The organism is Bradyrhizobium sp. RT6a (genome assembly GCF_040547675.1).
Classification (GTDB): domain Bacteria; phylum Pseudomonadota; class Alphaproteobacteria; order Rhizobiales; family Xanthobacteraceae; genus Bradyrhizobium.
The window spans coordinates 26,304-52,709 of the sequence record NZ_JBEPQC010000013.1 but is presented as its reverse complement, the minus strand read 5'-3'; the positions used below and the strand labels follow the sequence as shown (position 1 = coordinate 52,709).

Genomic DNA, 26,406 nt, shown 5'->3' with positions numbered 1-26,406 from the left:
GGGCGTGATCTTTAGCTGATCTGAGTTACGGGCAGCAACGGAGCCGCAGCGATCACGCGCCGGTTCCACGCCAAGCCAGTTTTCAGGGCGAATACGTTGCAAACAGACGATGACAAGACCAGCCGACGCGAAGACGCCCTACTCTTCACCGGCGAGCGTATCCCAACCAAGGCATAAGCCTAGCATCCGCATCATGCATCATGCATCAGAGCTGGCAACCGCCTCTTGCCACGCTCTCCTATCCCTGTCGGACGAGCGCGAGAGAGGAGCGAGCCCGACGCTTTGTTCAGAAGCGCTTGATCTCGATACCGTGTCTTCGCAAGGCATAGCCAATCTGGCGCGGGGTTAGTCCAAGCAGGCGCGCCGCCTTCGCCTGTACCCACCCGGATCTTTCCATGGCTTCGATGACGCGCTCGCGATCGGTGAGTTTCGCAGCACCCACTGCGGGTCGCCCGGGTGGCCCTAGCGGTGTCAGCTCGCTACCGACCGGCTGAACGGCTGTTATAGCCTCTGGCGACGGCATGCTCAGCCTCGCGGGCAGTGAGAAATTCGGGCTCGGCTGTCGCGCCATTTCCCCCGGTCCACACTTCCATAACTTGGCCGACAGGCATTGGCCGTGGCAGCATGCAAAATCATGTCTTACGATCGACGATCCTTGCGCGAGGGTCGCGGTCCGCTGCACGCAGTTCTCGAGCTCGCGGACATTACCGGGAAATTCGCAACTCATGAGGAACTCAATCGCACTTGAATCGAACACCAGAGCACGGCCGTTTTCATTGTTGAAGTTCTTCAAGAAGCGAGCGGCGAGAAGCGGAATATCAGTGCGTCTTTCGCGCAGGGGCGGCAGTAGGAGAGGAACCACGTTGATTCGGTAATAGAGATCGGCACGAAACTCCTTCCTTGCCACCGCCTCTTCAAGATCCTTGTTCGTGGCTGCAATCACGCGGACGTCGACTTTGATCGTTTGATTGCCGCCCACCCGCTCGAATTCCTGCTCCTGAAGCACGCGCAGGAGCTTCGCCTGGAACGACGCCGAGATCTCGCCGATCTCATCTAGGAACAACGTTCCCTTGTCGGCGAGCTCAAAGCGACCCTTGCGCGCGTTGAATGCGCCCGTAAACGCCCCCTTCTCGTGACCGAACAATTCGGATTCCAGCACCGTCTCAGTCAGGGCTGCGCAATTCAGCTTGATATAGGGGCGTTTGGTGCGCGCTGAATGCTCGTGAATAGCCTTCGCAACCATCTCTTTGCCGGTACCCGTTTCGCCACGCAACAGGACCGTGCTGTTCGTCTTTGCGATCACCTCGATCTTCTCAAGCAGCGCGCGCAGCGCAGGGCTGTCGCCGATGATTCCGTCCACTTGAACCTTCTTATGCTCCCGCCCATGGGGCTTGATTTCGGAGAGCTGCTTCTGCAGCCGGAATTCCTCGTCCATAAGGCGCCCGCGATCGCCCGCAAAGAAGCAATGCAGCTTCGTCGTCCGGCCCAGAAGGCTAGCGACCATCGTTAGCAGACGGAGGTCGTCCTCGAACTGCGCACGCGTCCCGTTGTGTGCGATGCGGTCGATGCTCAGCGTGCCCACAACTTTCTCGTCGATATCTATGGGAACGCCGATGAACGCAACACGCGTATCACCGGCGGCATCTAGCATCTCGACGTCCGAAGGACTGAAGGCCGAATGCAGCGCTACATTCTCGACCATGAGGGGCTGCCCCGACGCCACGATTTGATCAATTGCTTTTTGCGGCAAGCTCACCTCGCAGCGCGCATCGTGCCCTTGGCTCCGGGCCTCGTCTACGACGATCTTCGGCCCCCCGTCATGACCGAACAAACACACGATGCCGCGCCGCATCTGCACGAGCGATGGCAGACGCTCGATGACGCTCGCCAGCTTGGATTCGAGCTGGCCTAGGCCGGTGAGCATCTGCGCTATTTCAAAAATCGTGCTTAGCGATTTCTCTTGCGACGGCACAATATAGCCGGAAGGGTCCGCGTCAGAGGTTGAGGTTGAGTTTGATTTTTCGCGCAGGGAAACGCTGTCCAGCACAACGACTTCTCCGTTCCTTTCTTGGTCCTCCCCATCACCTTGACCGGACTTGTTGGACTCGTGTTGCATGCCCCCCTCGATCTGACATCCAGCTTTCGTGGCGGGGCGAGAGATCACGCCTCTTCATGGCACGTCGGCAGCACTCACAGTGACTAGATTTGTCGCTTTGTTCTGTCCAACTCGCTACGCGGACTCGCCCCGGCCAACATGACTTCCTCGATCAAGCTCAGATTAGCCGAGATTCGTCAGGGGCGGATTCACTTATAAGTGTTGCCCGCCATTGATCGGGACTTCGGCGCCAGTGACATAACTTGCCGCATCTGAACATAGGAAGAAAATGACCTTGGCGACCTCTTCGGGTGTGCCCAATCGGCGAAGTGGGATCTTTGGCACAAGATGCGCTTCCGTTGCAGGCGACAAAATGTCCGTCTTGATTTCTCCGGGCGCGATCGCATTAACGCGAATGCCATGTGAGGCGTAATCATGCGCCATTTCGCGCGTGAGACAAGCAAGCGCAGCTTTCGAAGTCGCATATGCCGTGCCTGCAAACGGATGCACCCGCGAGCCGGCGATCGAAGTCACATTGACGATCGAGCCTGAGGCCGCTTTCAGCTCATCGAACAGACCCTGGGCGAGCAGGATCGGCGCCACCAGATTAAGGTGGAATACACTCATCCAGGTATCGACTGAGGTCGCCAGCGACGTCAGTCGGGCACCGTTCGGCGTCTTTGGCGAGTTGCCGGCATTGTTTACCAGCCCATGCAACGGTGCGCCGGCAAGGCGCTCCTTGATCTCGGCAATCACGCGCGGCAGCTTCCGATGGTCGCTCAGGTCGACTTTGATATAGTTGCCGTCCTCTGAGTCCCATGGGCAGCGGACCGCGTCGAATGGTTGGCGCGCGCAAGAAATGACGCGCCAACCGGCTTCCGAAAACAATTTTCCGGTGGCGCGACCAATACCGCGCGATGCTCCGGTCAATACCAGCGTCTTCCGCTCACGCAGCAGGCGGCGCGCTCGATCGGCGTGACTTGGACCGCCAGGGTCCGTTTCCGACGATTGAGCTGCGACCACTTTGTCATTTGGTAGACCTAGATTCACAAGCCGCTCCCTTCCGCTCCCCTCGGCTGTGCACCCGGTGCATGATCCGGGCCAGATCGATGCAGAGCACAACTGGCGCGGTTTGACGCCCCAAATGGCAGGTTCCGAACATCTCGCCTGTTCGCTTTTCGACAATAGCAACGCCCCGACAATGGTAGGACGATCGTCGTGTTTCCGTGCGCGTGCCAATGCGTGCGGGCTCGGTCTTCGAGTCGAGGCCGGCGTTAACACCGCGAGACCACTACATCGCTCTCCCCAGGTGGCCTGAGGCTCATTCGCCAAGGAAGATAGATCAGCTCCCTTTGGCGGAGATCATGACCGATGCTAGTTCGTGCAATTCCTTCTCGGCCGTTGTGTGCGCGCGCGCACATGCGGCTTGCGGCTACATCCAACAACGGTGCTAGTCACATGAAATCATCCTCGTACGAGTATCTGGGGGAACCTGGTGCGCTCTCGGTATCACTGCTCCCGTTCTCCTCGGCTTTGGAGAGATAGAGTTGAGGTTTGTCCGCACGCTGCCATTCACCGGCACTGTTCTTCGTCCACTTGTCGGGATGCTGCGCAGGGTCGAGTACCATCCTCCGTCAGACCGAAGTTGATGCTCAAGCAGAATATCGCCGGCGTTTTCGACAAGTGGATGAGCGACTTGAAAATCCACGATCGATGTAATGTCAGCCCGGCCAGGAAACTGGTGTCGCCAATCGTCCGATTCGAATTCAGTCATGCTGAACCCGCCTTCCGTTCTCATCAGTCCGGCGCTCTGGTTTCCTAATTGGTAGCTGAAATACCGCGCTTCGTCCGAAGCTCGCCTCACCGCGTATTGCTTAGCAACTTCCGCGGTGCGTCTCGCCCTCGAGGATACGAATTCCGAATACTCTCGTGGATTCTCGGCAATGTGCATGATATTATCGCCATGAAACTGCCTCGCTTGCCTCCTGAAAGACGTGATGTCCATCTCCATCACCGGAGGTCTGTCATTCAGGAAGTACGCTGGTGCTCCCGCTGAAGAAGAGCTTCCGCCAGAAGTCGATCCGTCTAAGCGCATCTGTGCAAACGTGTCAGCGAAGCTTTCGGTTCCTGCATCGGTTTGCCAGCTGGCGTCATGCGTGTAGGCGCTATCGGAGGATCCACCAATTCGACCATACATAACTGTTCGCTCTCCCATTTTTGCATTGGGTTCAGGCCGGCGAGGCGCGGCAGATACCCGTAAATTGCTTAGCTGACGACTAGCTGACGAAGGCGTTCTCCCGGACGCACAAACCAATCAGAATTGCATCAAGTCAAAGAAATTGGGTTGCGGCCCTGCTTGACGAACCCCGCATCTGTTCTGCGAGGTCCGCCGGACGAAAAGAAGGAAGGGGCCCTTTTCTGGCTCGAAGAGGCGGGGCCAGCTACTGCAGCTTCGGCTCCAAGTCGACGCGCTTCGCCGGGCTTGCCGCAATGATTGCTTCATGCCCCCGCGTACCAAACCTAAACGCCGCGACCAACCGCAAGATCGGCTGCGGCTCCGTGGCCGACCTGCCGTAAACAGCCCGACGTCGGCAAAGTCGGTGTGAGAAGCGATGACCAGAATAGCGCGCGCCGAGAGCAAGAGCCAATGCGCCCGCTGTTGAGATTTGGACTTGATCTGCACTCCACGGACAGCGGCTTCTGGAAATGCCAATATGAAGGTCTGACAGAAGACCGCACTCGATCACGTGCCGCAAAGATGTGTTTCGGGATGGAATAAGGGCTCTGACGCAATTTTGGTGCAGCTCTGATTATTCTGCGCCGATTAGTCTGGCTTGAAGCAAATCGATTTTCCCGCGACCGTACATTTGACGTTTAACGAGCTTGAGGCGCGTGATCTGACCCTCTGTCTGCCCGTTGGACCAGGGCGAGGTCATCGCCGCCCGCACAGCCCGCTCATCCCTGGCGACGCCGTTGGCGAAGGAAGCTACGAGACTGGCGCGGGCTCGCTCGATCCATGGGGTAAGTCCCGCCTCAACCTTGCGCCGGATCATCAGGTGGAATTCGGCGATGATCTCGCGTGCCTCGACCAGGGTTGGCACGCCAGCTTCAATTGCCGCGACCGTGACGGTCTCCGCTTTCGTGAGCAAGTCCCGGCCGACCGTCATCAGGCGCGCGATTTTCTGGCCGACGGAATCCTTCGAAGGTTTTGTGTGTCGGCCCTTTCCCCTCGTCGTCTGCGGGTCGCCCACTCGCTGATGACGCGGAGCGAGCCCCGGAAGCCACGCGCTTTCAAACGGCGCCAAAGTTCAGCCCCGTTGCGACAGCCAGACGCCCACTGATCGTCGAGCCACGGCAAATGTTGATCCAACGAACTTTGCCGGATCCGGAAGACGTCGGTGCGCTCGCCGCGGATCAACTGCCTTACCAGCTTCCTGCTGTGGCCAGTCTGGCGCACAATCTGCTTGATCGGTATGCCATTCGTCGACAGAGCCAGGATGGCCGCATTGGTCTCCTCGCGGCGGAGATAACCCTCATACTGGATCCGCTCTGCGGCCGTTAGCAGCTTAAGATCAATCGTGGTTGCGCCTATCACTGTGCGTACCTGGCGCATCGATTTGCGGACGGCGTCGAGGAAAGCCCGACTTGCATTCTCCATCAGATGCCACCGGTCGGCGACTTGTGCTGCGTGCGGCAAGGCCTTCGCCGCGGCTTCGCCATATCCGCCGCCACGGTCGCGGGCGACTATTGCGATCGTGGGATGAGCAGCGAGCCAGGCTTGGGCGGTCGTGGGTTCACGATCCGGTAGCAAGGTGACTATCCGGCGCGTTTCCAAGTTGCAGATGATGCTGGCGTACCGGTGATTACGCCGCCAAGCCCAATCGTCAATGCCAATGACCTTGAGAGGGTCAGCCGGCGGACGGCTGCGGCGCCGGACGACACGCAGGAGCGTGTCGTTGCTGACCGGCAGCATCAATCGTTTTGCAAAGCCTGCCGCCGGTCGACCACCAAGCGCCAAGCCAAGATGATGAACGATGGCGTCCAGCCTCGCCGTGCGGCGCGCCGATGGTGCCAGTACGCCTTCGGCGAACCGCTCAGTGAAGATCTGGCGCCCGCACAGAACCGCATCGCAGCGGAAGCGACGAGCGATCACCAGGAGCTGGACGATCCGACCTGAGAGAGGCAGATCGGTCACGCGGCGTCGATAGCGGCTATGGATCCGTCGGGATGCCGTTCCGCACGACGGACACAGGCCGACGCTCCCGGAAGCCCGAACCAGAACAGTCGCCTTATCACCTTCTTAGTAAGCACTCTCTACAACAAACCCACGCGGCACCAAACTGGAGCGGTGGAGTGGCTGCTGCATGGCGCTGATTCTCCTCCAATCAAAACGCCAGAGATCCCTCAGACTGCATCAAAAGTGATGGTGTGGAACGGCCCTTCGAACCGGCATCAAAAGTGCCTAACGTGGTCGCATAGAGAGGCGCCACAAAGGAAGGACCGTTCCATGGAGAAAATTATCACAGTGGGTTTGGATTTGGCTAAGTCGATCTTTCAAGTTCACGGCACCGCCGAAAACGGGAAAGTCTTGGTTCGTCGCACATTGCGGCGATCGCAGGTTCTACCCTTCTTTCGGAGCCTTCCAGCTTGCTTGGTAGGTATGGAGGCCTGTGCGAGTGCCCATCACTGGGCGCGCGAGATAGCGGCGCTGGGCCACTCTGTCCGCATGATGCCGCCAGCCTACGTGAAGCCTTACGTCAAACGTAACAAGACCGACGTGGCGGATGCTGACGCCATTTGTGAGGCGGTCACCCGCCCGACAATGCGGTTCGTACCGGTGAAGACTGCCGAACAACAAGCAGCCAGCATGATTTTGCGAACGCGAGAGATGCTAATGAGGCAGCGCAGCCAGACTGCAAATGCTCTGCGTGCTCATTTGGCCGAATTGGGCATTATCGCTGGCACAGGCATGGCAAGCATCGCAAAACGCTTGGTGCTTCTCCGGGACGAAAAAGACAACAGGATCCCCGGCGCCGCCCGCTTTGCCCTGATCCTATTCGCTGAACAGATTGAGCTGCTTACAACCCGCATAGAGAAGCTCGACAGAGAAATTTTGGTTGCCGTCAGAAAGGACACTGATGCAAGGCGCCTGATGAGCATTCCGGGTGTCGGTCCTCTCATCGCCGCTACCGTTCGGACATCGGTCTTGGATGCTCGCGATTTTGCGACTGCACGAGATTTTGCGGCTTGGACGGGGCTCACACCGAGGGCACGGTCGAGCTGCGGGAAAGAAAGGCTTGGCGCGATATCAAAGCGTGGAAATCGGCAACTACGGACGCTCTTGATCGTTGGTGCGACCTCTATCATCAAGCTTGCTAAACGAGGCTTGAAAGTCCCGCTCTGGATTCGGACCATGCTGCAAAGACGGCCGGTCAAGGTCGTATCGGTCGCGCTCGCTAATAAGATTGCGCGCACGATCTGGGCCTTGCTGGTCAGAGGAGGCATCTATCAGGCGCGGGCCGCAATGCTGAAATCCTAATCTCAAGAGCTCTCCGGCGGAAGAAGAAAGCTGCCGAGGAGGCAAGGTGCAAATCTGGATGAACCTCGAATGACTCATTCCCGACTGCGCTTCGAGCGCGAGAAATTGATTGGGCGATTGCTTCCGCGGATATCATCGTGGCCAGCGGCCAGGCGCCGCATTCACAGGCCGAACATATGACCGCACCGTCATCCCCTGTTCTACCAGAAAAAGATCTTGCAGCCCGGGCCGTTCCACATATGAGTCAGAGCCCCAGTCCAACGCCGATTGACGGCAAAGGGGCAGGCCTCTTGTTGAGAGGCAGCCACAGAGGGCACCAATGTCAATCGGCGTTGCAGTTGGTCTCAAAGGTGGATGCTGCTAACCCCAAAATGGCGTCCCCTTTTGGATGCCGATTGAGACTAACTGCAAGCAGACGCGGCAGTTCATGAAGCCGCAAAATGTTCGTATGGATTATCGATCATGGTCAAATGCTCCAGATTGCTCAGATCAAATTCGATAATGCGTGGCACGAGCAGACGAGCATAGCGCGTGAAGGCGCTGGTGGGAGGAAAGCGGATTACGGTAGCGCATCGCGCAAGAAGATACATGTCGACGAGAGCGGAAGCTCCACCTTCAATTCCCATTTCCGCACTATGCAAAGGCCCTGCCCGTTCGGCCTGGAAGCGTTTTGGTGCGGCGAAGACATCGGGAAACATACCGGATACGTGATCGAGCACCTGTGCACTGTCCGTGCACAGGAAGACCTTTACAGGCTTTGGATATGGCAAAGCCTTGGCTTTACGGATTGCCATGCAGACCTGACGAAGGGCGAGCTCCGAATCGGCCCAGTAGGGCGCATGCTCCATGATATCTTCGCCATTCCCGTGCCGAACATGAACGCCGATGATGCTATGGCCGCTAAAGTGTTCCTCACAGAACGCGTCGATCCGCGCTCGAATCTCAGGCCTGAGTTTGATGTTCCGAAAGATCTGTCGTTCGGCTTCCTCGCCACAACGCCACATCAGGCAAGCGTCACAGACAATGGTGTTGGCTTCGTTATCTTCTCTTGCCTGGAACAGCTCGGTCAGTTCGTCACGTTCTCGGAAGATCTGCTCATCCGGGCGATTGATGCAGTCGATCGATGGCCTATTCCACCACCGCGGGAAGAACGGTCCGGGAAACGAGAGCTGGTTGACCCGGTCATCGCAAATCACCGGCACTCCAGCGATGTCCTCAACCGGCTCGAAGAACACCGGAAAGGCGTTGCTGAACGGTTGTTCGACGTAACAGGAACCGCGCCAGTCGATGACGAGCGTCCGCCCGGTCCGCTGCGCGTACGACCAGGCTGACGCCAGCGACCAGAGGCAATCACCAAAGCCGGTACGCCTCCGAGAGATAACAAAGCGTTCCTTCGTCAAATTATCAAACCCTTCTCGTTGCGCAAGATCAGTTTGTGTGGCGTACCTACTCTTCTGCGATTCCGATACAGCTGGCCACCTGGACGCAAGGCGATCAACCCGCAAGCCTATCCTCCACGGCACCGCGATTGGCAGGTCATGCAGGAGGCTTCGGCTTCCACAGAGCCCTCTTCCGCGTTGCCACCTTTTACGACCGCGCAGGATGCAGCCGAATACGGCGCTGATCCCAGAGCCCGCGCAGTTCGTTCACGAGACCTTCGCGCCTAGTCCTGTCAGAGGTGACCCTTGCGAGAAGATCGGCAAGAACAGCTTCCTTCTCAATTTGCATCAGCATGTCGAACAGGTCATGCGAGACGCGCACGCTGTCATGGCTGGAGTGACCCATGCGGATCTCGCAAACTGTCTCCTGACGTTCTCGGCCCGCATGAGCGCGAACCCGGTAAAGAGATACATGGGGCGGAAGTGATACAGCGAGTGCGGTCCAGCTTTCGAGCGTTGTTGCCCGCTTCTTGACGAGGAATGACCCGACCACAAGACCATCCAGCTCGGTGGACAAAAACGCCGTAATCGCATCGGCAACGGAATCTATGATCGGTTCGGCATTGTTGTTGAATGACGTATTAAGTAAAATCGGGACGCCTGTCCGGCTCTTGAACGCGTTGATGAGTTCCCAATAGGCGGCATTGTTCGTGCGGGAAACGGTTTGCAGCCGAGCCGTACCATCGATATGCGTGATCGCCCCCAGCAAGGCACGCTTGGATTCGCGCACGCGAACGACGAAATTCATGAAAGGATATTCTGCGCGACCATCCGGCAACTCAAAGAACGCGCCCGCATCCTCCTCCAGAACCGATGGCGCGAATGGTCGATAACTCTCGCGCTTCTTGACCATCGCGTTAATCCGCTCCTTGTTTGCGACGGGCCTCGGGTCCGCAAGAATACTGCGGTTGCCGAGCGCACGAGGGCCGAACTCGGACCGGCCCTGGACCCACCCGATCACGGCGCCATCAGCGATCCACTCGGCTGCTCTAGTTGCGACGTCAGCGGTCCGCTCCATCTCCAGGTGTCCGGCCCATCGCTTCAGTTCCTGTTCGATGCTGTCGTCGCTACCGACATCTGGCCCCCAATAGACCGCCTGGAGTCGCTCGCGGGGCGCAGGCTGCCCGGCCTCGTTCGACACCATGAGTGCCGCGCCCAATGCGCAGCCGGCATCATGCGCAGCCGGCTGCACGAAGATGTCTTCGAAGAGGCCTGAATACAGGAGTTTTCCGTTGAGAGTGCAGTTGTGGGCCACCCCGCCAGCCAGGCACAACCGTTTCATTCCGGTCGACTCACGGTAATGCCGAAGAATGTGAAACACGATCCGCTCCAGCGCCTCCTGCAACGATGCGCTCACATCTTGATGCTGTTGCGTGAACGGCATTCCCTTTCGCCGGACCTCGATATTGCGCAGCAATGCCGGGCCGACCCGGTCGAGGTGAACGCGGTAGCCACCGTTTGCGGAGAGCTCATAGAATTGGGCAAAGAGCTCGCGATAGCGAGCGGGATCTCCGTAAGGAGCCAGTCCCATCACCTTATACTCGTCGAACAAGCCGTAGCCGAGATATCGGATCGTCTCCAGATAGAACAGTCCGAGAGAGTTATTCTCTGGAAACGTCATAAGCTCGGTCATTTCGGTACCCGACCCGACCGCCAAGAGACCCGAGAGGAAGTCGCCACAACCGTCGATCGCGAGAACCAGGCTTTCTTCAAAACCCGACATCGCCAGAGCGCTCACGGCATGGGCCTGATGGTGGCCTACGAATGACACCCGCGCGGGATCAATTTCGGTTCCGAACTCCGCCGCCAGAAGGTGCCGTAATAGCAAATTGGCATTTAGCGGAATTGAGATCTCAGGTTGTGAGATGAACAGCCGTTCGAGCATCGCGTTGCAATAGGGTTCGGTGGCGTAGAACGCAATGCGATCGACGTCGCGAAGCTCCACACCCGCAGCTGCAAGACAGTATTCAATCGCACTGCTCGGGAGCTTGTTTGAGTGTTTGATCCTGTTGAGGCGCTCCTCTTCAACGGCAGCGATGACGCGCCCGTCCTTGACAAGTACTGCGGCGCCGTCGTGCAGAAACGTGTTCGGTAGTTCAAGCGGATTTTCATAGACCCTATCGAGCCCGCCACTCAGTCCTAGACACAGCATCTTGTTCTCCGTTCATCCTGAGAGGCCTGTTGGCCTATTTCGTATCGCTCGCTCTGCGAGTAGACCGCACATCGCGGCGGGCAGATCCGGCATCGCTAGCGTAACGAGGCTCACATAAGCGTCCCCGATATCTAATCTCGCCCACGCGATGCTTCGCTTGAGGTCTTGTTCCTCTCACCGCATCAGCCGTTGCCGAAGCAGCGCGGCCGAGACGAGGAAGGGAAACGCTGCGTAGATGCAAAGTGCGGCCACATGCAAGCCGACGCTGTCGACCGGCCGACCGAGCATTGCTGGACGAATGAGATCGACCGAATGAGTCAGCGGCAAGAAGGCGGCTATGCGTTGAAATGACCCTGGCAACTGGCTCATTGGGAAGATCGTCCCGCTCAAATACATCATGGGCGTGAGAATGAGTGACTGGTAGAAGATGAAATAGTCGTGGCTCGGTGCAAGTGCTGAAACGACCATTGCGAGGCTCGCGAACGCAACGCCAGTGAGGGCGATGGCTGGTAACGCATAGGGGATGGATGACCACTCCGCATAGCCCAGTGCGACGGCAACAATCGTAATCGCCGTCCCAGCGAGCAAGGCCTTGCTCGCTGCCCATGCCACTTCACCGAGAACAATGTCGCCGAGCGAAAGGGGTGTACAGAGCACTGCCTCCCACGTGCAATTTGTCTGCATGCGAGCGTAGGCCGCATAGATCGTTTCGAAGGTTGCGGAGACCATCGCGCTTGTGGCGACCATGCCAGCCGCGAGAAACGAGATGTATGAGGTCCCCTCGACACCACCTATGATCATTCCAAGGCCAAAACCGAGACCGAACAGAGAGCTCATCGGCTCGGCCAGATTCCCAAGAATCGATGCCAGAGCGACTTTCCGCCAGACCAGAAAATTCCGGCGCCATACCGCGATCCAGTTCCATGGATTAGCAGGGAGCGCAGGCGAAAAACCTTGCCACATCGTTCAGTCCTTCATCTCTCGCCCGGTTAGCCTCAAGAAGACATCCTCCAGATTTGGAGGACGCTGCAGAAGGCGGAGATCCGTGCGGTTGGCAAGTCGGACGCGCACCTGCTCTGGATCCGTGACGTAGCAGAACAGCGTCTCTCCACTCACCTCAGCGCGCTGCACTTGGGGTCTGACCAGCGGCAACAGTTCATGCGGATTACCACCGTAAATCTCGATCACTTGGCAGCCGATCTGCTGCTCGATCAGCGCGTGAGGCCGTCCTTCGGCGATCTTACGGCCGTGCTCAAGCACGCACAGGCGGTCGCACAATCGCTCCGCCTCCTCCATGAAATGGGTGGTGAGAAGAATTGTTTTGCCCCGCCCTAATAGCGAGCGCAAGCGTTCCCAGATCAGGTGACGGCCGTGCGGATCGAGGCCGGTCGTCGGCTCGTCAAGCACCAAGAGCTGCGGGTCATTAATGAGGGCACGAGCCAGCGTCAGGCGCCGCTTCATGCCACCGGACAGTTGGCCCACCCGGGCATCCGCCTTGTTCTCCAGGCGGGCGAATTCGAGCAGTGACGGCGTGACCGCTTTGACCTCGGTCGCGCTCATGGCGAAGTAGCGACCGAAAACAAGCAAGTTCTCGCGCACCGTGAGCTGAAGATCCAGGTTGTCAAATTGTGGGACAACCCCGATGCCCCGGCGCGCCAAGCGCGCACGTGTCGGCACCGGCTCGCCAAGCACGCATATCTTACCTGCGTCGGGCGATGCAACACCCAGGATCAAACGCGCAAGCGTGCTTTTACCCGCGCCGTTTGGTCCCAGCAGACCGAAACACTCTCCCGGCGAGACCGTAAACGAAAGAGCGTCCACGACGACCCTGTCGTTGTAGGACTTGCTCACCTCGCAAAGGTCGACTGCCGCGGTTGACATTTGCTTACGCCATCGCGACGGACGTTGTTCGCGCCGCTTCCTGGGTCGCGCGCTTTTTTGTCCAAAGCAGGCCGTCACACCATACGTGATCGACGCGTCCCCACTGGCACGCGGCGGCAGCATCCGGGAAGAAGCCGCGTCCATGCAGATTGGCGCTGGTATTGCAAAGCAGCGGAATGGCTGTGAGCTTCTCGTACTCGATGAGAAGCTCGGCCACTTTATGTGGAGAGGTTCTGGAAACCGTCTGTAGGCGGGCAGATCCATCGAGATGCACGATGGCCGGAATTTTGTCCCGCCATTCCGGCCGCGTCTGGTGATCGAACAGCATGTACGGGTCGGGTACTCCAGGGCTAAAGATCTCCGCCGCGCGATCCTCCAGACATATCGGCGCTACCGGCCTGAAATGCTCGCGAAGTTTGATGTCGTTGAGATGATCTTTCATTCCTTCCCAGGTCGCAGCTGCGAGAATGCTTCTGCCACCCAAAGCCCGTGGTCCGAGCTCGGCGCGCCCAGCAAGGAAGACGACGGGCTTGTCGCCCGCGAGAATTGCCGCAAGTTCGCCCATAGTGCAGGGCGCGCTTTCCCATTCGGGGGGAACTTCGCTGAGACGAACGGCCGGTCCACTGTAGACCGACCATTCCAGAGCTTTAAAGCCTTGCTGTGCCGCCATTGCAGAGCAAGCAGCACCGATGGCTGAGCCGCTGTCGTTCGGAAAGGGCGGCACCCACACGACATCGAACAGGCCGGTCATACGAAATGCACTATTCCACTTAATATTCAGGCCACAGCCGCCGGCTATGCAGAGGTTACGCGCCCCCGCAAGGTCCGAATGCCGCTGCACAACATCAGAAATTGTGCGAACCAGCAGACGCTCTAGAAAGACGTGAAATGACGCAAGGACGTCTTCGGCTTGGTTGGCCTTCAATCGCAGTGCGCACGCATCGAAGAAGTCGTGCAGAGCTTCAAGTGGCGATCGTGAGCTGTTGGTTTCTGCAAGCTCACGGCAAGCGCCATCAGCATGCGTGGCAAAGTGTGCCTCATAGAGTTCCTGAAACGTCTCGATAATATCCCCGTCAGGGGATCCCAGCGCGATATAAGCCATCAGCTTGCCGGCTATACCGAGATCCCAGCTGGTCCGGTCTGCCCGCCTGTAAGGTCCAAAGTGATGTCCTGCCGTCGCATAGGCGTGACCTATCATCGGAAACAGGCATTCGATGAAACGGATGCCGTGGGGCTCGACATAGTAGAGGCGTGGAAACATGCAGCCGTCCCACACCAAGCAGAAAGCAGATTGTGCGGATTTGGCGAACGAGCTGGCGCAGTATGCGGATGCTACGTGCCCGGTGACATGGGGATAGCTTTGATAGGGATATAGCTTCCCGTCAAGCATGAGGCCGATGCGATCGCGGGACGTCAGGGGGCTATCGCCTTGCCGTTCGACATACGGCGCGCCCTTGAGCTTGACGGTCGTCGTTCCACTAAGGACTTCAAACTGCGATTCGAACTCTCCATCCCAGCCATCAATGACGAACTGATCAACATCGCTCGGATCCAGCCCGTGCTCCGCCAAGGCGCCAACAACGGCATCCAGGTTGTCAATGGTTTGATAACGCGGATTGTTGTTCAGCTTCTCCTGTTCGACACAAAACACCAGCCGGCCGTCCTCGATCAGAGCAACTGCCCCGTCATGCGTCAACTTGATACCGCAGATACGCATAGTGGCTCCTTTCAAGCTCGGCCGTTGGGACGGACCGACGATTGCTCCGGATTGCGAAAGCGGACCAACAAGCAGTCTTCGTCAGCTGACTGCCCCTGGCACTGCGCGCGTTCGACCTCAATGAGCGCTTCAGTCAACATCGCGATGACCGTCTCGGCGCCAGCGACATGCCCCCATCGCCTGCAAGTGGCATCACGTGCAGATCCGAAGATCAGATGCCCACCTGGAGCAAGCATCTTCACCATATTGTCGATCGCGGTACGCATCTGTGTCATGTCTTGGAGATAGTAGAGAACTTCGGCGACTACGATCAGATCGAACAATTCTGCGGTCGAGAACTGCAGAATATCGGTCGCCGCCCAACTGATATGCGACCACCTCTTGGTCCGCTGGACCGCTCGACCGATCGCTCGCGGCATAACATCGATGACCGTGAGTCGTTTGCAGTGAGGAGCAAGCTTCTCTGTGAATGCACCGGCCGCGCACCCGATCTCGAGGCCGTTTGAGACGGCGCCCTTCGACAGCGATAAACGTAGCAATTGGGTGTGACGCTTACGTTCGAACGGATTGTCGTCAAGCCGCCACGGGTCGTCGTTAGCCAGCTCCCGTTCTAACGATTGATATGTGTTGTCTACACTCACGAGTTAATTCCCCTACAAAACTGCTTATTCAGTCTCGGCCGCAACGTCATCCGACGCGATCAGCCGCTGGGACGCGCGCCAACGACCTGCGCTGCGCATTGAGCCAGGCGTTCCCGATCCTGGGTTAAAGCTTGGTCCAGTTGTCGTCTCTTCGATCGAGGCCTTCGATTCATCAACGTCTGATTTCGCTACTTTGCGCGAGAGCCAGTCGCTGTTGCTCAAGGTGCAGAGCGCGTAGGCCTTCATTGGGAGCAGGAGGAAGATGTTGATCGGGGTGTGCAGCGCGAATCCGAGAAATCGAAGCTCGCCGGCGCGAAGGGCCGCCACACTGCATCGAACCATGGTCATCGCGACGATGGTCAGAGCGGTCCACCAGGGCACGCTGTCCGTGAGCGCGAGCTGAGCGATCGCGGCAATCGACGAGATGGCGAGCAGCAGCGGCCCGAGGTTCTGTCCGAGCACATCGAGCGTGAGGTACCGATCGAGGCCGGGCAGCAGGTGCAAGCCGAGTAGCGTGTCGCGGTAAGTGCTCCGCGCCCAGCGGAGCTGTTGCCGCAGATACGGCAAGAGCTTGTCCGGGACCACCGTGGCGGCGATAGCGTCCGGAACGTACTCGGTTCGAAATCCAGCCTTGAGCATGAGGATCGTCAGATGGCGGTCCTCACCAAAGTCGCTCGGCTTTCCTCGGAAAAACTGCGTCTCGTACTGATCGAGCAGCAACATGAGCGCGGAACGGCGGTACATGGCACACGGCCCACAGCAGCACATGACCGCACCAAAGCGCGTCTGCGCCGCGCGCTCCTCGTTGCAAGCCAACCAGTACTCCATGTCGATCAATCCAGTCAGCCAGCTGTCGTGGCGGTTGCTGGCCGTCAATTGACCCATCGCCGCGCCGACGGCTGGATCCTGCATCTTGCGTACGAGCTTGCTGACAACATCGCTGGCGATTTCCGTGTCGGAATCGACGTTGAGCACGAGATCGCCGAATGACCGGCGTATCGCGGCGATCTGCGCCTTGCGCTTTCCAACGTTGCTTGGCAGTAGAATGACGCTGACCCTCGGGTCATGTGCGTAGCTTGCGTGCACGGGTGCCGCTGCACCGAGATTTGCGGAGCCGTCATCGACCACATAGACCTGCAATCGCCCTGGGTAGTCCTGGCTTGCAATAGACTTCAGGCAGGCCGCCAGCGTGCGCGGGTCCTCGTTGAAGCAGGGCACGATGACATCCACGCTGGGCAGAGCATCGGTGTCGACCGGGTCGTACGGCGGCAGTGAGGCGTCGGTTCGCAGCGCATAAAGCGCCTGCGCGCTCTTGTGGACGCTGGAGAGCAACGCGTAGGAGGCAACAGCAACGGTGCTGATGGTGGCAAGCAAGGTCATGGGCATTGATTCATTCGGTGAGGTTGAGGAAGCGACCGGATTGCAAATCCACGGTCATGCAGTGCTGGAATGAGCTGGGCGAGCGCCATTACGGTCTGGTCGCGCCGACCAGCATGAGGGCGGCGTCCCAACTCGTCGGGAGGGCATCCGTCGTGCAGGAGCACGATTGCCCCCGGTTGGAGCGAGGCCAGCACTGCGGCAACAATCGCCTCGACGCCGGGACGAGCCCAGTCTTGCGGATCGACTGACCAGTGCAGGGCTGCCAGTTCGGCCTTCGCCGATGCGGCGAGGGCCTCCTTGGTCCATATTCCGTACGGCGCACGCATGTGCCGCACAGAGGCTCGCGGGGAGGCCATTCCGATGACCTTGTTCGTCGTGAGGATCTCGTATTCCACCTCATCCGACATGCATTTGGACAATTCCGGGTGCGTCATTGTGTGGTTTGCGATTTCGTGCCCTTCAGCAATGATGCGCTGGATCAGCTCCGGCTGGCCCGCTGCATATGCACCGATCACGCAGAAGGTGGCGGGGGCCCGATGCTGCGCCAGCACGTCCAGGATCGCCGGCGTGCAATGCGGGTTTGGACCATCATCAAAGGTCAGATAGACGCAGTGCTCTCCGCCGGCCTCGGCGTAGTGGCTCCGCGCTTCAGTCACGTCGTTTGTTGACGTCACAGCTCTGGCCCGTTCCGTTCAATCATCTCACCGGCCGGCCATTCGCTCATTGGCCTGGCAATCGGCAGAACGAGGCCGACCACGTCCTCCACGCGCGTCGGAGGCACAGTGAGATAGATATCCGGACGAGCAGACCGAACGCGGAGCCCTGGTAGAACAGTCGCCAAGCCCTGTCGTCCGAGCAGTCTGGTAATATGTTTCTGCAGGGCAGATCGGACCGTGCCAAAGCCAAACGGCACGCCAAGATCTCGCAATACGGGATACATCACGCGGATGGAGTGGCTGATTCCGAGCCCCTCGAGATCCGGGCGCACCCCGTACAATCCGAGCTCAGCCACGAGCAGATCGACCTCACCAACTTTTATGAAGCGGCGCAGTGCGCCGATGTGAATCGCGACGCCACGATCATCGTAGCCAATCGCCCGAATCTCAGGCCTTGCGCCGGCCCAGCTTCGATGACCTTCAAAGGGCTTTGCATTGAATTCCCCGGTCGGACCATAGGTCTTGCGGAAGAAGTCGGACAATTCAATATGGTCAGCAATTTGAAGCTCATTCTCCCAGCACAGCCTCCAACGAACTGGAGGGCGCGCCGAAACACCTCGTGTGGACCCGGGCGCGATCATGTTCATGGAGTGTAATTCCTATTCGTTATCTGGCTCCTGACGCAGGCCAGCAGTTCGCCACGTTCGAAAGGCTTGCTCAGAAACTGGAGTCCATCTTGCAGGACTGGACTCACGTGGCCTCCGGAGTGGTCTGTGAGCAGAACGGTGGGAATCGCGCCTCCGGATGCAACCAGATGATGGAAAAGCTCAAGACCACTCATCACGCTCGACTGCATGTCCGCGATCACGCACGACGTGATCGAACGGCGGCCCGATTTCAAGAACCCGTCGGCGCTCTCAAAGGCTTCGGCCACGTAGCCCGCGGAAAACACCACATCCGTGAGAGCTTCACGCACTGACCGATCTGTATTCACAATGCAGACGACGTCGAGCGTGTGCGCAACTCGCATCAGATTTGCAAAGGACGGCTTCGCTTGCATGTTCCGCACGATTTCACTCCAGCAGGGACGCGATCCAGTCGACTGCGACCACAACACATTCGGCACTCGCAACCGGGAGGGTCCGACTGGATGGAAATCTACGGCCAAGTTGAGCCTTCGCTCAATTCTACGGCGGTACACGGCGGATATAGAATGGGTTGGCAAAGCCAAACGATGGTTTGCGCGTCGTATACGCCCACGCAAGTTTGCGGATCCGCACCGTCCCAACTCGGCGAGATATGGCTTGCGCAACATGCGCGAACCTGCGACCGCACGGTCCAGACGTCTTGATCGATCCCTTGCGCTGGGCTGAGACGCGCGACAATTTGTAACCATCATGATCGATCTGACTGCTCGCTATACGATCGTTTGCTATCCTCATTCGGTACAAATGGTAAAATCGATTGTGTCGATAGAACACATTCACACCGTGGATCACTCACGATTATGCGTTTCAAGGGCCTCGATCTGAATCTCCTCGTCGCGTTCGACGCCCTGGTGACACAAGGCAACCTCACCACGGCGGCAAGAAGCATCAACCTCAGTCAACCCGCCATGAGTGCCGCCGTCGCGCGGCTACGCACCTACTTTCGAGATGAGCTATTCACGATGAGGGGCCGAAAACTGGTTCCAACGCCGCGGGCTGAAGCGCTGGCAGCCCCGATTCGCGAGGCTCTCGCTCACATTCAGCTCTCCATCATTTCTCCGGACGACTTCAATCCGTCCCAATCAAATCGGCGATTCAGGATCATCCTGTCCGACTTCATGACTGTCGTATTTTTTCGAAGAATCGTGGACCGCGTCGCGCGGGAGGCTCCTAGAATCCGCTTCGAATTGCTGCCACCTTCAGAGGAACCCGATGAGCTTCTCCGGCGCGGTGAAGTTGATTTTCTGATGTATCCGGAGATGTTCATGTCGAGTGCGCATCCAAAGGCGGCACTGTTCGAGGACACTTTCGTTTGCGTGGGCTGCCCCTCCAACAAGCAGCTAGCATCGCGACTCACGTTCGAGAACTACATGTCAATCGGGCACGTGGAAGCTCAATTTGGACGTTTCTTGAGGCCCTCTTTCCGCGAATGGCTCTTGCTCGAGCATGGTTTCAAAATACGTACCGAGGTCGCGGTGCAGGGTTTTGGTATGATTCCGCCTATGTTATTGGGCACCAACCGTATCGCGAGCATGCCCTCAAGACTCGTCAGCCATTTCGCAAATACGATGCCCCTGCGGGTTGTCGAACCTCCGTTGCGACTTCTGACATTCACCGAGGCCGTCCAATGGCCCGCCATTCATAATACTGATCCCGCAAGCATTTGGATGCGCAACATATTCTTCCAAGAGGCATCCACGATGGTCTCTCCGCCCGAGACCAGCCAATTTCAAAGCCCGTTGTAGGATTTTTCGGTCCGGTTGCGACCTGCTCTGGTTAAATTAGCCAGATCTACGCCAGGCTCGAAGCTTCGGTCCTCTGACTGACGTTGGGCAAGGGTCGAAATCGGCGCGCTTGAGCGCGGTTTGATCGGGTCGTTGGCGCTATTGATCTCGCGCTGCCATGACGATCTTGCGCCTCATACAGGCCGTCGGCGGCGCTCCGTAATAAATTTGCGCTGATCCGGGCCGGCTGCATCGCGCCGGTCCATTTGAGCCGAGCACAGAGCTCGCGAAATGATCCGGCGAGTCGGGTGAACAATATCCCGCCTTAGCACTAATCTTCCTTAAATCGCACGCCGCGTCAGGTTGTAGACCAGCACCTGCGATCGAGGCTGCAAGGTGGACGCTGGTAGCGCACCCGCACCGCTCTTCGCCTGACGGTGGCATTCTCCTTGCCGTAAACCGCCCCTGCGATCGAAGTCATGCCGAAGCACGCCAGTAGCTAACGTCTATGTGGCGGGCGACCTACAGGGGCGATTCCCGCTTGTTTGCGTCGGAACAGCTTGTTCTGCCGAACGTCAACGCCCGCCACGGTCGCGCCCGCGAAGCCCAACGCGAGCTGACCTAAACAGGGGAGAGCCGACCGGCAAGTGAGACCGGGATGATCGGGCGCAACCGCAAAGTCGCTGGCCGCGGGCTCAACCTCGATCCAGGCCATGAGCTCGCGGCATTGTCGCGCTGCGCGCGTGCTTCGGTGATGAGTGTTTATAATGACAGGACGGCAACTGTACCAATGTCCGCGCACGGAACAGAAGGGCCCACCGTTCCAATTCGCCAAGCCCTGCGCCACCTGCAGCTCTTGATCCTTTCGGCAGACATGTTCACCCAAGCCCAAATCGGATCATGCGTGGGGGGCCTCCTTTCGGACCTCGCGACAGTCGTGTTCTTTCGAAGGTGCCGCGGCGTGACGCGCGACGCCACCGCGTCAGTCTCGAGTTGCTGCCGCTCACTGCTAGACCTTCGGCGCGGTAACATGATTTGCCTATCTTACCCGAAGCATCTATGTCCAGCGCGCGCACGCCAAAGCGACACTGCCCGAGGATGGAATTGAGTGAGTATACTGCCGGACGAGCAAGCCAATACCACGACAGGAGAACTTCGAGCCTATGTTCGAAGGATACTTGCGGCTAATTGGCTAGACCCCCCCGATTCGAGGGGTAGTTTGGGTTGAGCACTGGTCTTAAGATGCGCATTAAGATCCTCCTCCAAGCTATAGCATCATCCTCCTTTGCTATTGCGGACCCCGTATGGCGCGGCTGTCAGCAAGGCTCGCCAAGCTTTGCGCAAGGACTATGCCGCTACGGATCCTTGCACTTCTAGTGCATTGCATCTGGCGAGGCCGTCCGATGTACTGCGCTGCGCGACACTGATCCCGCACAGGTCTGGATATGCGAGTTATTGCTGTGCACGTCGGCGTTTGCCCGCGCGTGACCGCGTGGTGGCGAGGCCCCGTCGACCTGTTCTGAGCGCCTCCACGTTCAGCGGATGCCGGAGCGCTCCTTCGAAAGTCGGTCCTCAATCGCGAGCAGCGATTCGCCAGTCGCGCCAAATGCGCTTGCGTTGAGATGCATGCCGGGAATGCTTTTTGAAGCCCGCCTTCTCATTCTCCCGACGCTTTGCGGCCGCGGACTTGCGCCATTAGAAAGCAGCCATCATCTTGTGGCATTCCAAAAACAGATGTAGCCATGCGCGAGCAACGCCTTCGCGCCCACAATGCCATCTCAACTGGACTACCATAGGCGCCGAGCCGGCGGCGCGCCACGACGTGGCGGTAGAACTGATTTGCGATGATTTACCAATCAGCGCCAGGCTCAACGAGGGACATCACAGGAAGGATTGCGATCGAAAGAGGCCCATCTGATCAGGACTGTGTCTGGGTCCGCCGTTTCCTGAAGCAGCATATAAAGATCAAGCGGAGCTGCATGCACACAGCGGTCGCTTCTCGCGCCGATCAGACAGCAGATGGCCACCGCTGCGGCAGCATCCAGGTGAAATTACATAGTTTCAGCTAGCGACGCCTCGGACAAAAGGAAGCGTACGCCATGTTGCACAACGGCATCACGCGGACACATTCTTTCGCGCACGTCGCCGCTCGGTCGTTTTCGCCCCACCACGGCCAAACGGCTTCGCCACGTGCGGCGCGAGTGCGACAATGAAAGGAGCCTACTCTTGGACAAGTCGAGTGGAGTCTACGATCCGGAGGATCTCGCGATGTTGGGACACCTTTTTGATCAAGCAATCACATGTTTACCGACATGCATGCGAACCAGCGAGAACCGCTCGGCGATCGCAAAACTTGTTCTGCAGCGCGCAGCGAGGGATGAATTGGGGTCGCTGGCGAACTTGATGCTTGCACTTGTCTCGGCGGCTTGATCAACAGCGTGCTCTCAGTCCTTCTGCGGTTCGCAGCAAGAGACGCATCATCTAGATCATTGAATTAACTTGATTCTTACGTGGCGTCAGGTTGTAGGCATTGAAAATGGAGGACCATGACAAACGCCACACCACGACGGCGCCGATGGCGCATTGGAGAACTTGCAGAGGCGACCGGTGTAACGGTACGCACTCTGCATCACTACGAACATATCGGGTTGTTGACGGTCTCGGAACGTACCGTTGGCGGTCACCGCATGTACGACCGTGAAAGTCTCCAACGCGTCTATCAGATTCTTGCGCTGCGTGGTCTCGGCTTCTCACTTCCTGAGATCCGCAAAGCAATCGAGGGACGAACGTCTCTCACGGACCTGTTGCGCACCCATCTGGAACGGATCGAACTTAAAGTAGCGGAGGCGACATTATTAAGGGACCGAATACGCAGTATGACGACGCAAGGTGAGACACAAGTCAGTGTCGACCAACTGCCGGCCACGTTAGACGCAATGTCGCGGATTGAGGAGCCTACCCCCTCGGCGATCTGCGCCGCTAACGCAGATCGGTGGCGGAAGATTCGCGACGAGCTACGAAGCTGCCTGGATCAGGGCGAGCCTCCATGCAGTGAACGAGCAAAAGCGGTCGCGCGTCAGGCCCGTTCGCTGCTGACTGAGATCGGAGGAGCTGATTCGGCTGTCTCAATGGTACTCAAGGTGCTGACGCGATTGACCGAACCACACAATCTCGCCGGCTGGGATGCGAGCCTCATGCGATACCTCGATCTCGCCCTCGCCGCGCTAGAGGACCAGCTCGGAAAGAGTTGACGCCCGGTTGCGCACGCTATCGGTTACCGGAATGTCTTTAAGTGCCCTTTCGAGTCTGAGGACGATCGTTAGCCCCTAGCATTTCGCCTTAATCTGCGTTGTCCGGGACCCTTGGGGTCTTTGGCTCCGTGGCTCTTGGCAATCAACCTCGACGAGCACGCTTCGAAGTACTTCATTCGTACGTAACGTCAAATTGTACCATCTAACGCATCGTCTCAGCGGCGGGGCGGACAGAGCGTCGGCTAGACCGATGGAGACTCCAATGATCGGCATCGCTTTCGGAATTTCCTTGTGAGAGGCCTCGGCGAGAAACAAGTCGTTGGATGATCGTCCGGGCCTTTCAAGCGCCTCGTTATGGGTCCTGTTGACGCCTAGAGAACGCCCTCCTGGCCAGTCCCGTAAGGTCCGTTCGTCCGTGCCCGCCGGATACTTATGGATGAACCTAGCAACGACTTGAGCCGTTCGTACCAACCTGAGTTCGATTCAAACATCATTGCGCCGTGCTGCTAGTCGCCGCGTCATACCAACGGCGAAGCAGATCAAAAAGTCGCGCGATATCGGGAGCTCCACATGTCGATTCTTGCCGTTCATAGGCTTGCAACTGCCGCGCTCCTTTCCTCGATCCTAAGTTCGAGCGCCTGGGCAAAAGATGTTTACATTGCGGTAGCGGGCCCAATGATGGGAAGTACTGCGGCGCTGGTCGCGCAGATACGCGACGGAGCGTCCGCGGCAGTGGATTCGATAAATGCATCGCGTCTGCTGGCTGACACAAAGCTCGTGTTGAGGATTTCCGACGACGCATGGGATCCCAAGCAGGCCGTCGCTGTTGCCAATCGCTTGGCAACTGACGGGATCAAGCTTGTCTTTGGGCAATTTTGTTCATCTTCGTCGATTCCGGCTTCAGATATATATACCGAAGGCAAGGTGCTTCAGATTTCACCTGGCTCGACGAATCCCCCTCTGACAGAGCGTGACGCAACCACGCTGTTTCGGATTTGCCGCCGCGATGACCAACTAGGCGGGGTTGCGGCCGATTATATCGTGCGGCACCACCAAGGTGCAAAGCTCGCGGTCCTCGACGACAAGAGTACAGCAGGCAAGGTCATCTCCAATATCGTTGAATCACGGCTTCGGGCAGCTGGCGAACACACTGTTCGACAAAGCTATGCTGCCGGCAAGAAGGATTACGCCGCTCAGGTTTCGAGACTGAAGAGAGAGGGAATTCAGATCGTCTATCTCGCGGGCTATTTACAACGAGATCGGCCTAATCGTGCGTCAAAGTGGGGAGGCGGGCCCACGTCTGGCCGTGATCGCCAACGATCAGCTGATGCCAAGCGAGTTTTTGGCCATTGCCGGCGGCGCCGCAAACGGCACGCTCTTCATCTTTATGCCGGACCCGACGAAGAATGCTGCAGAGCCAGCCCCATCGCCAGGCTCAAGACTTCGAGCCTATCTGCCGCGGGTTACGTGCTCTACGCTTATGCCGCGGTGCAAGCATGGGCAGAGTCCATCAAACAGGCCGGCACCTTCGATCCCACCCCGGTCGCTGCGGCCCTACGCTCGGGCTCAATCAAAACGACCATTGGCACGGTTCGATTGGACTCCAAGGAAGACAATGCCGCCCCCGGCTCCATCGTTTACCGCTGGCGCGACAATAGCGTCGACGCGGTCGAGCAGAACGGATCGCCAGTCCCAGCACCGCACGGAGCGTTCGAACGATGAACCATCCTCGACATAGCGATTACGCGCTGCTCACGTGCCTGGCAGTCGCTGCAGTCGCTGCATTTCTCGCCCTCGCGGCAGTGCTATCACAGCTCTCGTGCGCGCCCGAACGGCCGCCCGAAGAGTACGTTCCCATTCGCTTGGTGCCACTACAGTGAGCACCTCGTCCAGACTCGTAAGGCAGACGAACATCGGCACCTTCTTCCAGCTAGGCAAACTGATGCGCGTCTCGCTCTCGGGAGTGAGCTGGCCGGGCCTCTTCAGAAGGAACGCACCATGTAGCAAGATGTCAGTCGCGCGAAGTCTGTCTGCCGATTGCGCGAGTTCAAGGCAACCGTTAGCAGCGTTGTTCGACCGAGTGGACGTGGCGCCCATCCCCTCGTGGAAACAAGTATTCGCTGGGATAATGCCGTGCGCCGCCTGATCCGTGCTGATCGCCACCGGATTTTGAAACGGGCTCTAATCCGTTGCGGCGCTTAGATCTAAGCCGACCTATCGCCCCCAACAATCGCATTCAGTTGTGCCTTGCGCTTCCCGGCCCCGAACATAGCGCGCGTATTGCCTAAGCTCGATGAGCGCCCTCAACCGCTCTCGTCGACACACCAGGGGAGACCATCAAGTTGGATGCGAAACTGCGAACTCTGCTTTCCTCCCTCTCGCCAGTCGCCCGCGAGCTGGGACTCTGCCGTCCGGCCGGCCTACCCCGGACGACGGTTGCGGGACACTGAACACAAATGAGAACCCATTTCCTTTGCCAGGCATCGTGATGCGAAGCGCAATTGCGGCTCTTGAGCTACAATACCTTTATCCAGAAGACGACAATATCAGCTTGAGAGAAGCGGCCGCAGCTGCCTATGGCATCGCCACCGATCGCTACGGCGATTCACTCCGAGCTCTTAGCGGCACAGCACTGACGGTGAAGCCAACAGCAATTCCAGTAACTGCGCTCTTGACTAGGCAACAAATGGCAACGCCGAAGCCGATGAGTACCGGAGCCCAATGCATCTTTAATGCCGCTTTCGCGGTCCGAACGGCTTCGACGCGGATTCGACCCTCGGCTCACGCTCGTTCCGCTTTTGCGCGCCGGTTCGTCGATCGCATTCTACACGAATCCGAGGTGCGGCTTATTGCTCGAGCGGGCCTGTCGTGACGCGATCCCGGCAGCGCTTCGCTCAGACCGAAGAGATCGCGCGTAAGCTCGATGTCGTGCTGGCAGAGTTGGCCTCGCTGCGCATTCTGTTGGCCGAGCACGGCATTAGCACCCTGCGACCTCTCGATGAGGACTACCTCACTGTTCAGCGGTTCGCGGCGATGAACCACATCAGCCCCGAAGCCGTGCTCTCTCGGATCCGCCGCGGCAAGTTGCGCGCAGAGAAACGCGGTGGCCGGTGGTGGGTGAAATGCACGGTTTGCACAGCATAGCCGTGCAGGGACGAGGAGAGTAAGACAGACGAAGTGAAACCAATCCGAGACACGGACTCCGGCATAAGAAATGATATGTG

General features: G+C 58.4%; 17 protein-coding genes and 3 pseudogenes. 6 read left to right on the top strand and 14 right to left on the bottom strand.

The window, feature by feature from the left end; translation table 11 throughout:
* Window positions 1-286: 286 nt before the first annotated feature.
* The 4 genes and pseudogenes from nifA to ABIC03_RS37425 form a co-directional block, all read right to left on the bottom strand.
* Window positions 287-2,116, bottom strand: coding sequence for a nif-specific transcriptional activator NifA (gene nifA / locus ABIC03_RS37435; RefSeq protein ID WP_354065710.1), 1,830 nt, complete (start codon window positions 2,114-2,116; stop codon window positions 287-289).
* Window positions 2,117-2,308: 192 nt separating this feature from the next.
* The gene (locus ABIC03_RS37430; RefSeq protein WP_354065708.1) at window positions 2,309-3,145 is read right to left on the bottom strand and encodes an SDR family NAD(P)-dependent oxidoreductase; all 837 of its coding nucleotides are present in this window, start codon (window positions 3,143-3,145) and stop codon (window positions 2,309-2,311) included.
* Between the two features lie 404 nt (window positions 3,146-3,549).
* A pseudogene (locus ABIC03_RS39345) lies at window positions 3,550-4,190 on the bottom strand (effector protein NopP).
* 715 nt (window positions 4,191-4,905) lie between these two features.
* Window positions 4,906-6,461: pseudogene (locus ABIC03_RS37425) on the bottom strand (ISL3 family transposase).
* A 141-nt stretch (window positions 6,462-6,602) separates the two neighbouring features.
* On the opposite strand from ABIC03_RS37425, the gene ABIC03_RS37420 reads away from it, so the two are divergent.
* Window positions 6,603-7,634 (top strand): IS110 family RNA-guided transposase, encoded by a 1,032-nt coding sequence (locus tag ABIC03_RS37420; RefSeq protein ID WP_354065706.1) that lies wholly within the window; start codon window positions 6,603-6,605, stop codon window positions 7,632-7,634.
* 425 nt (window positions 7,635-8,059) lie between these two features.
* Here the strand turns inward: ABIC03_RS37420 and ABIC03_RS37415 are convergent, their stop codons facing one another.
* The 10 genes from ABIC03_RS37415 to ABIC03_RS37370 all read right to left on the bottom strand — a co-directional run bounded on the left by ABIC03_RS37415 (window position 8,060) and on the right by ABIC03_RS37370 (window position 18,560).
* Entirely contained in the window at window positions 8,060-9,034 is a 975-nt protein-coding gene (locus ABIC03_RS37415) for a nodulation protein NodZ (protein ID WP_354065704.1), read from the bottom strand.
* Between the two features lie 187 nt (window positions 9,035-9,221).
* Window positions 9,222-11,225, bottom strand: a complete 2,004-nt coding sequence (locus tag ABIC03_RS37410) for a carbamoyltransferase family protein (protein WP_354065702.1) — start codon at window positions 11,223-11,225, stop codon at window positions 9,222-9,224.
* Window positions 11,226-11,399: 174 nt separating this feature from the next.
* Entirely contained in the window at window positions 11,400-12,188 is a 789-nt protein-coding gene (locus ABIC03_RS37405; protein WP_354065700.1) for an ABC transporter permease, read from the bottom strand.
* Between the two features lie 3 nt (window positions 12,189-12,191).
* Window positions 12,192-13,106, bottom strand: coding sequence for a nodulation factor ABC transporter ATP-binding protein NodI (nodI, locus tag ABIC03_RS37400; RefSeq protein ID WP_354065698.1), 915 nt, complete (start codon window positions 13,104-13,106; stop codon window positions 12,192-12,194).
* 4 nt (window positions 13,107-13,110) lie between these two features.
* Window positions 13,111-14,823, bottom strand: coding sequence for a nodulation protein NodU (gene nodU, locus ABIC03_RS37395; RefSeq protein WP_354065696.1), 1,713 nt, complete (start codon window positions 14,821-14,823; stop codon window positions 13,111-13,113).
* Window positions 14,824-14,834: 11 nt separating this feature from the next.
* A complete protein-coding gene (gene nodS / locus ABIC03_RS37390; protein WP_354065694.1) occupies window positions 14,835-15,464 on the bottom strand; it encodes a nodulation methyltransferase NodS in 630 nt (209 codons plus the stop codon).
* 24 nt (window positions 15,465-15,488) lie between these two features.
* A complete protein-coding gene (gene nodC / locus ABIC03_RS37385) occupies window positions 15,489-16,844 on the bottom strand; it encodes a chitooligosaccharide synthase NodC (protein ID WP_354065692.1) in 1,356 nt (451 codons plus the stop codon).
* Complete coding sequence (gene nodB / locus ABIC03_RS37380) at window positions 16,841-17,518, bottom strand: chitooligosaccharide deacetylase NodB (protein ID WP_354065690.1); 678 nt, start codon at window positions 17,516-17,518, stop codon at window positions 16,841-16,843. The genes nodC and nodB overlap by 4 nt, the downstream gene beginning before the upstream one ends.
* Entirely contained in the window at window positions 17,515-18,147 is a 633-nt protein-coding gene (locus ABIC03_RS37375) for a NodA family N-acyltransferase (protein ID WP_085399767.1), read from the bottom strand. The genes nodB and ABIC03_RS37375 overlap by 4 nt, the downstream gene beginning before the upstream one ends.
* On the bottom strand, window positions 18,144-18,560 hold the full coding sequence (locus ABIC03_RS37370; protein ID WP_354065791.1) for a response regulator transcription factor: 417 nt from the start codon (window positions 18,558-18,560) through the stop codon (window positions 18,144-18,146). The genes ABIC03_RS37375 and ABIC03_RS37370 overlap by 4 nt, the downstream gene beginning before the upstream one ends.
* Before the next feature lie 447 nt (window positions 18,561-19,007).
* On the opposite strand from ABIC03_RS37370, the gene ABIC03_RS37365 reads away from it, so the two are divergent.
* The 5 genes and pseudogenes from ABIC03_RS37365 (at window position 19,008) to ABIC03_RS37345 (ending at window position 26,326) form a co-directional block, all read left to right on the top strand.
* Window positions 19,008-19,952 carry a LysR family transcriptional regulator gene (locus ABIC03_RS37365; RefSeq protein ID WP_354065687.1) on the top strand — a complete coding sequence of 315 codons (945 nt, stop codon included), beginning with the start codon at window positions 19,008-19,010 and terminating at the stop codon, window positions 19,950-19,952.
* 2,525 nt (window positions 19,953-22,477) lie between these two features.
* Window positions 22,478-23,182, top strand: coding sequence for a MerR family transcriptional regulator (locus ABIC03_RS37360; RefSeq protein WP_354065685.1), 705 nt, complete (start codon window positions 22,478-22,480; stop codon window positions 23,180-23,182).
* A gap of 570 nt (window positions 23,183-23,752) precedes the next feature.
* The gene (locus ABIC03_RS37355; protein ID WP_354065683.1) at window positions 23,753-24,904 is read left to right on the top strand and encodes a branched-chain amino acid ABC transporter substrate-binding protein; all 1,152 of its coding nucleotides are present in this window, start codon (window positions 23,753-23,755) and stop codon (window positions 24,902-24,904) included.
* Window positions 24,905-25,524: 620 nt separating this feature from the next.
* Window positions 25,525-25,778 (top strand): annotated as a pseudogene (locus tag ABIC03_RS37350) (histidinol-phosphate aminotransferase); the annotation flags it as partial.
* Between the two features lie 272 nt (window positions 25,779-26,050).
* Window positions 26,051-26,326 (top strand): hypothetical protein, encoded by a 276-nt coding sequence (locus ABIC03_RS37345; RefSeq protein WP_354065681.1) that lies wholly within the window; start codon window positions 26,051-26,053, stop codon window positions 26,324-26,326.
* Window positions 26,327-26,406 lie beyond the last annotated feature (80 nt).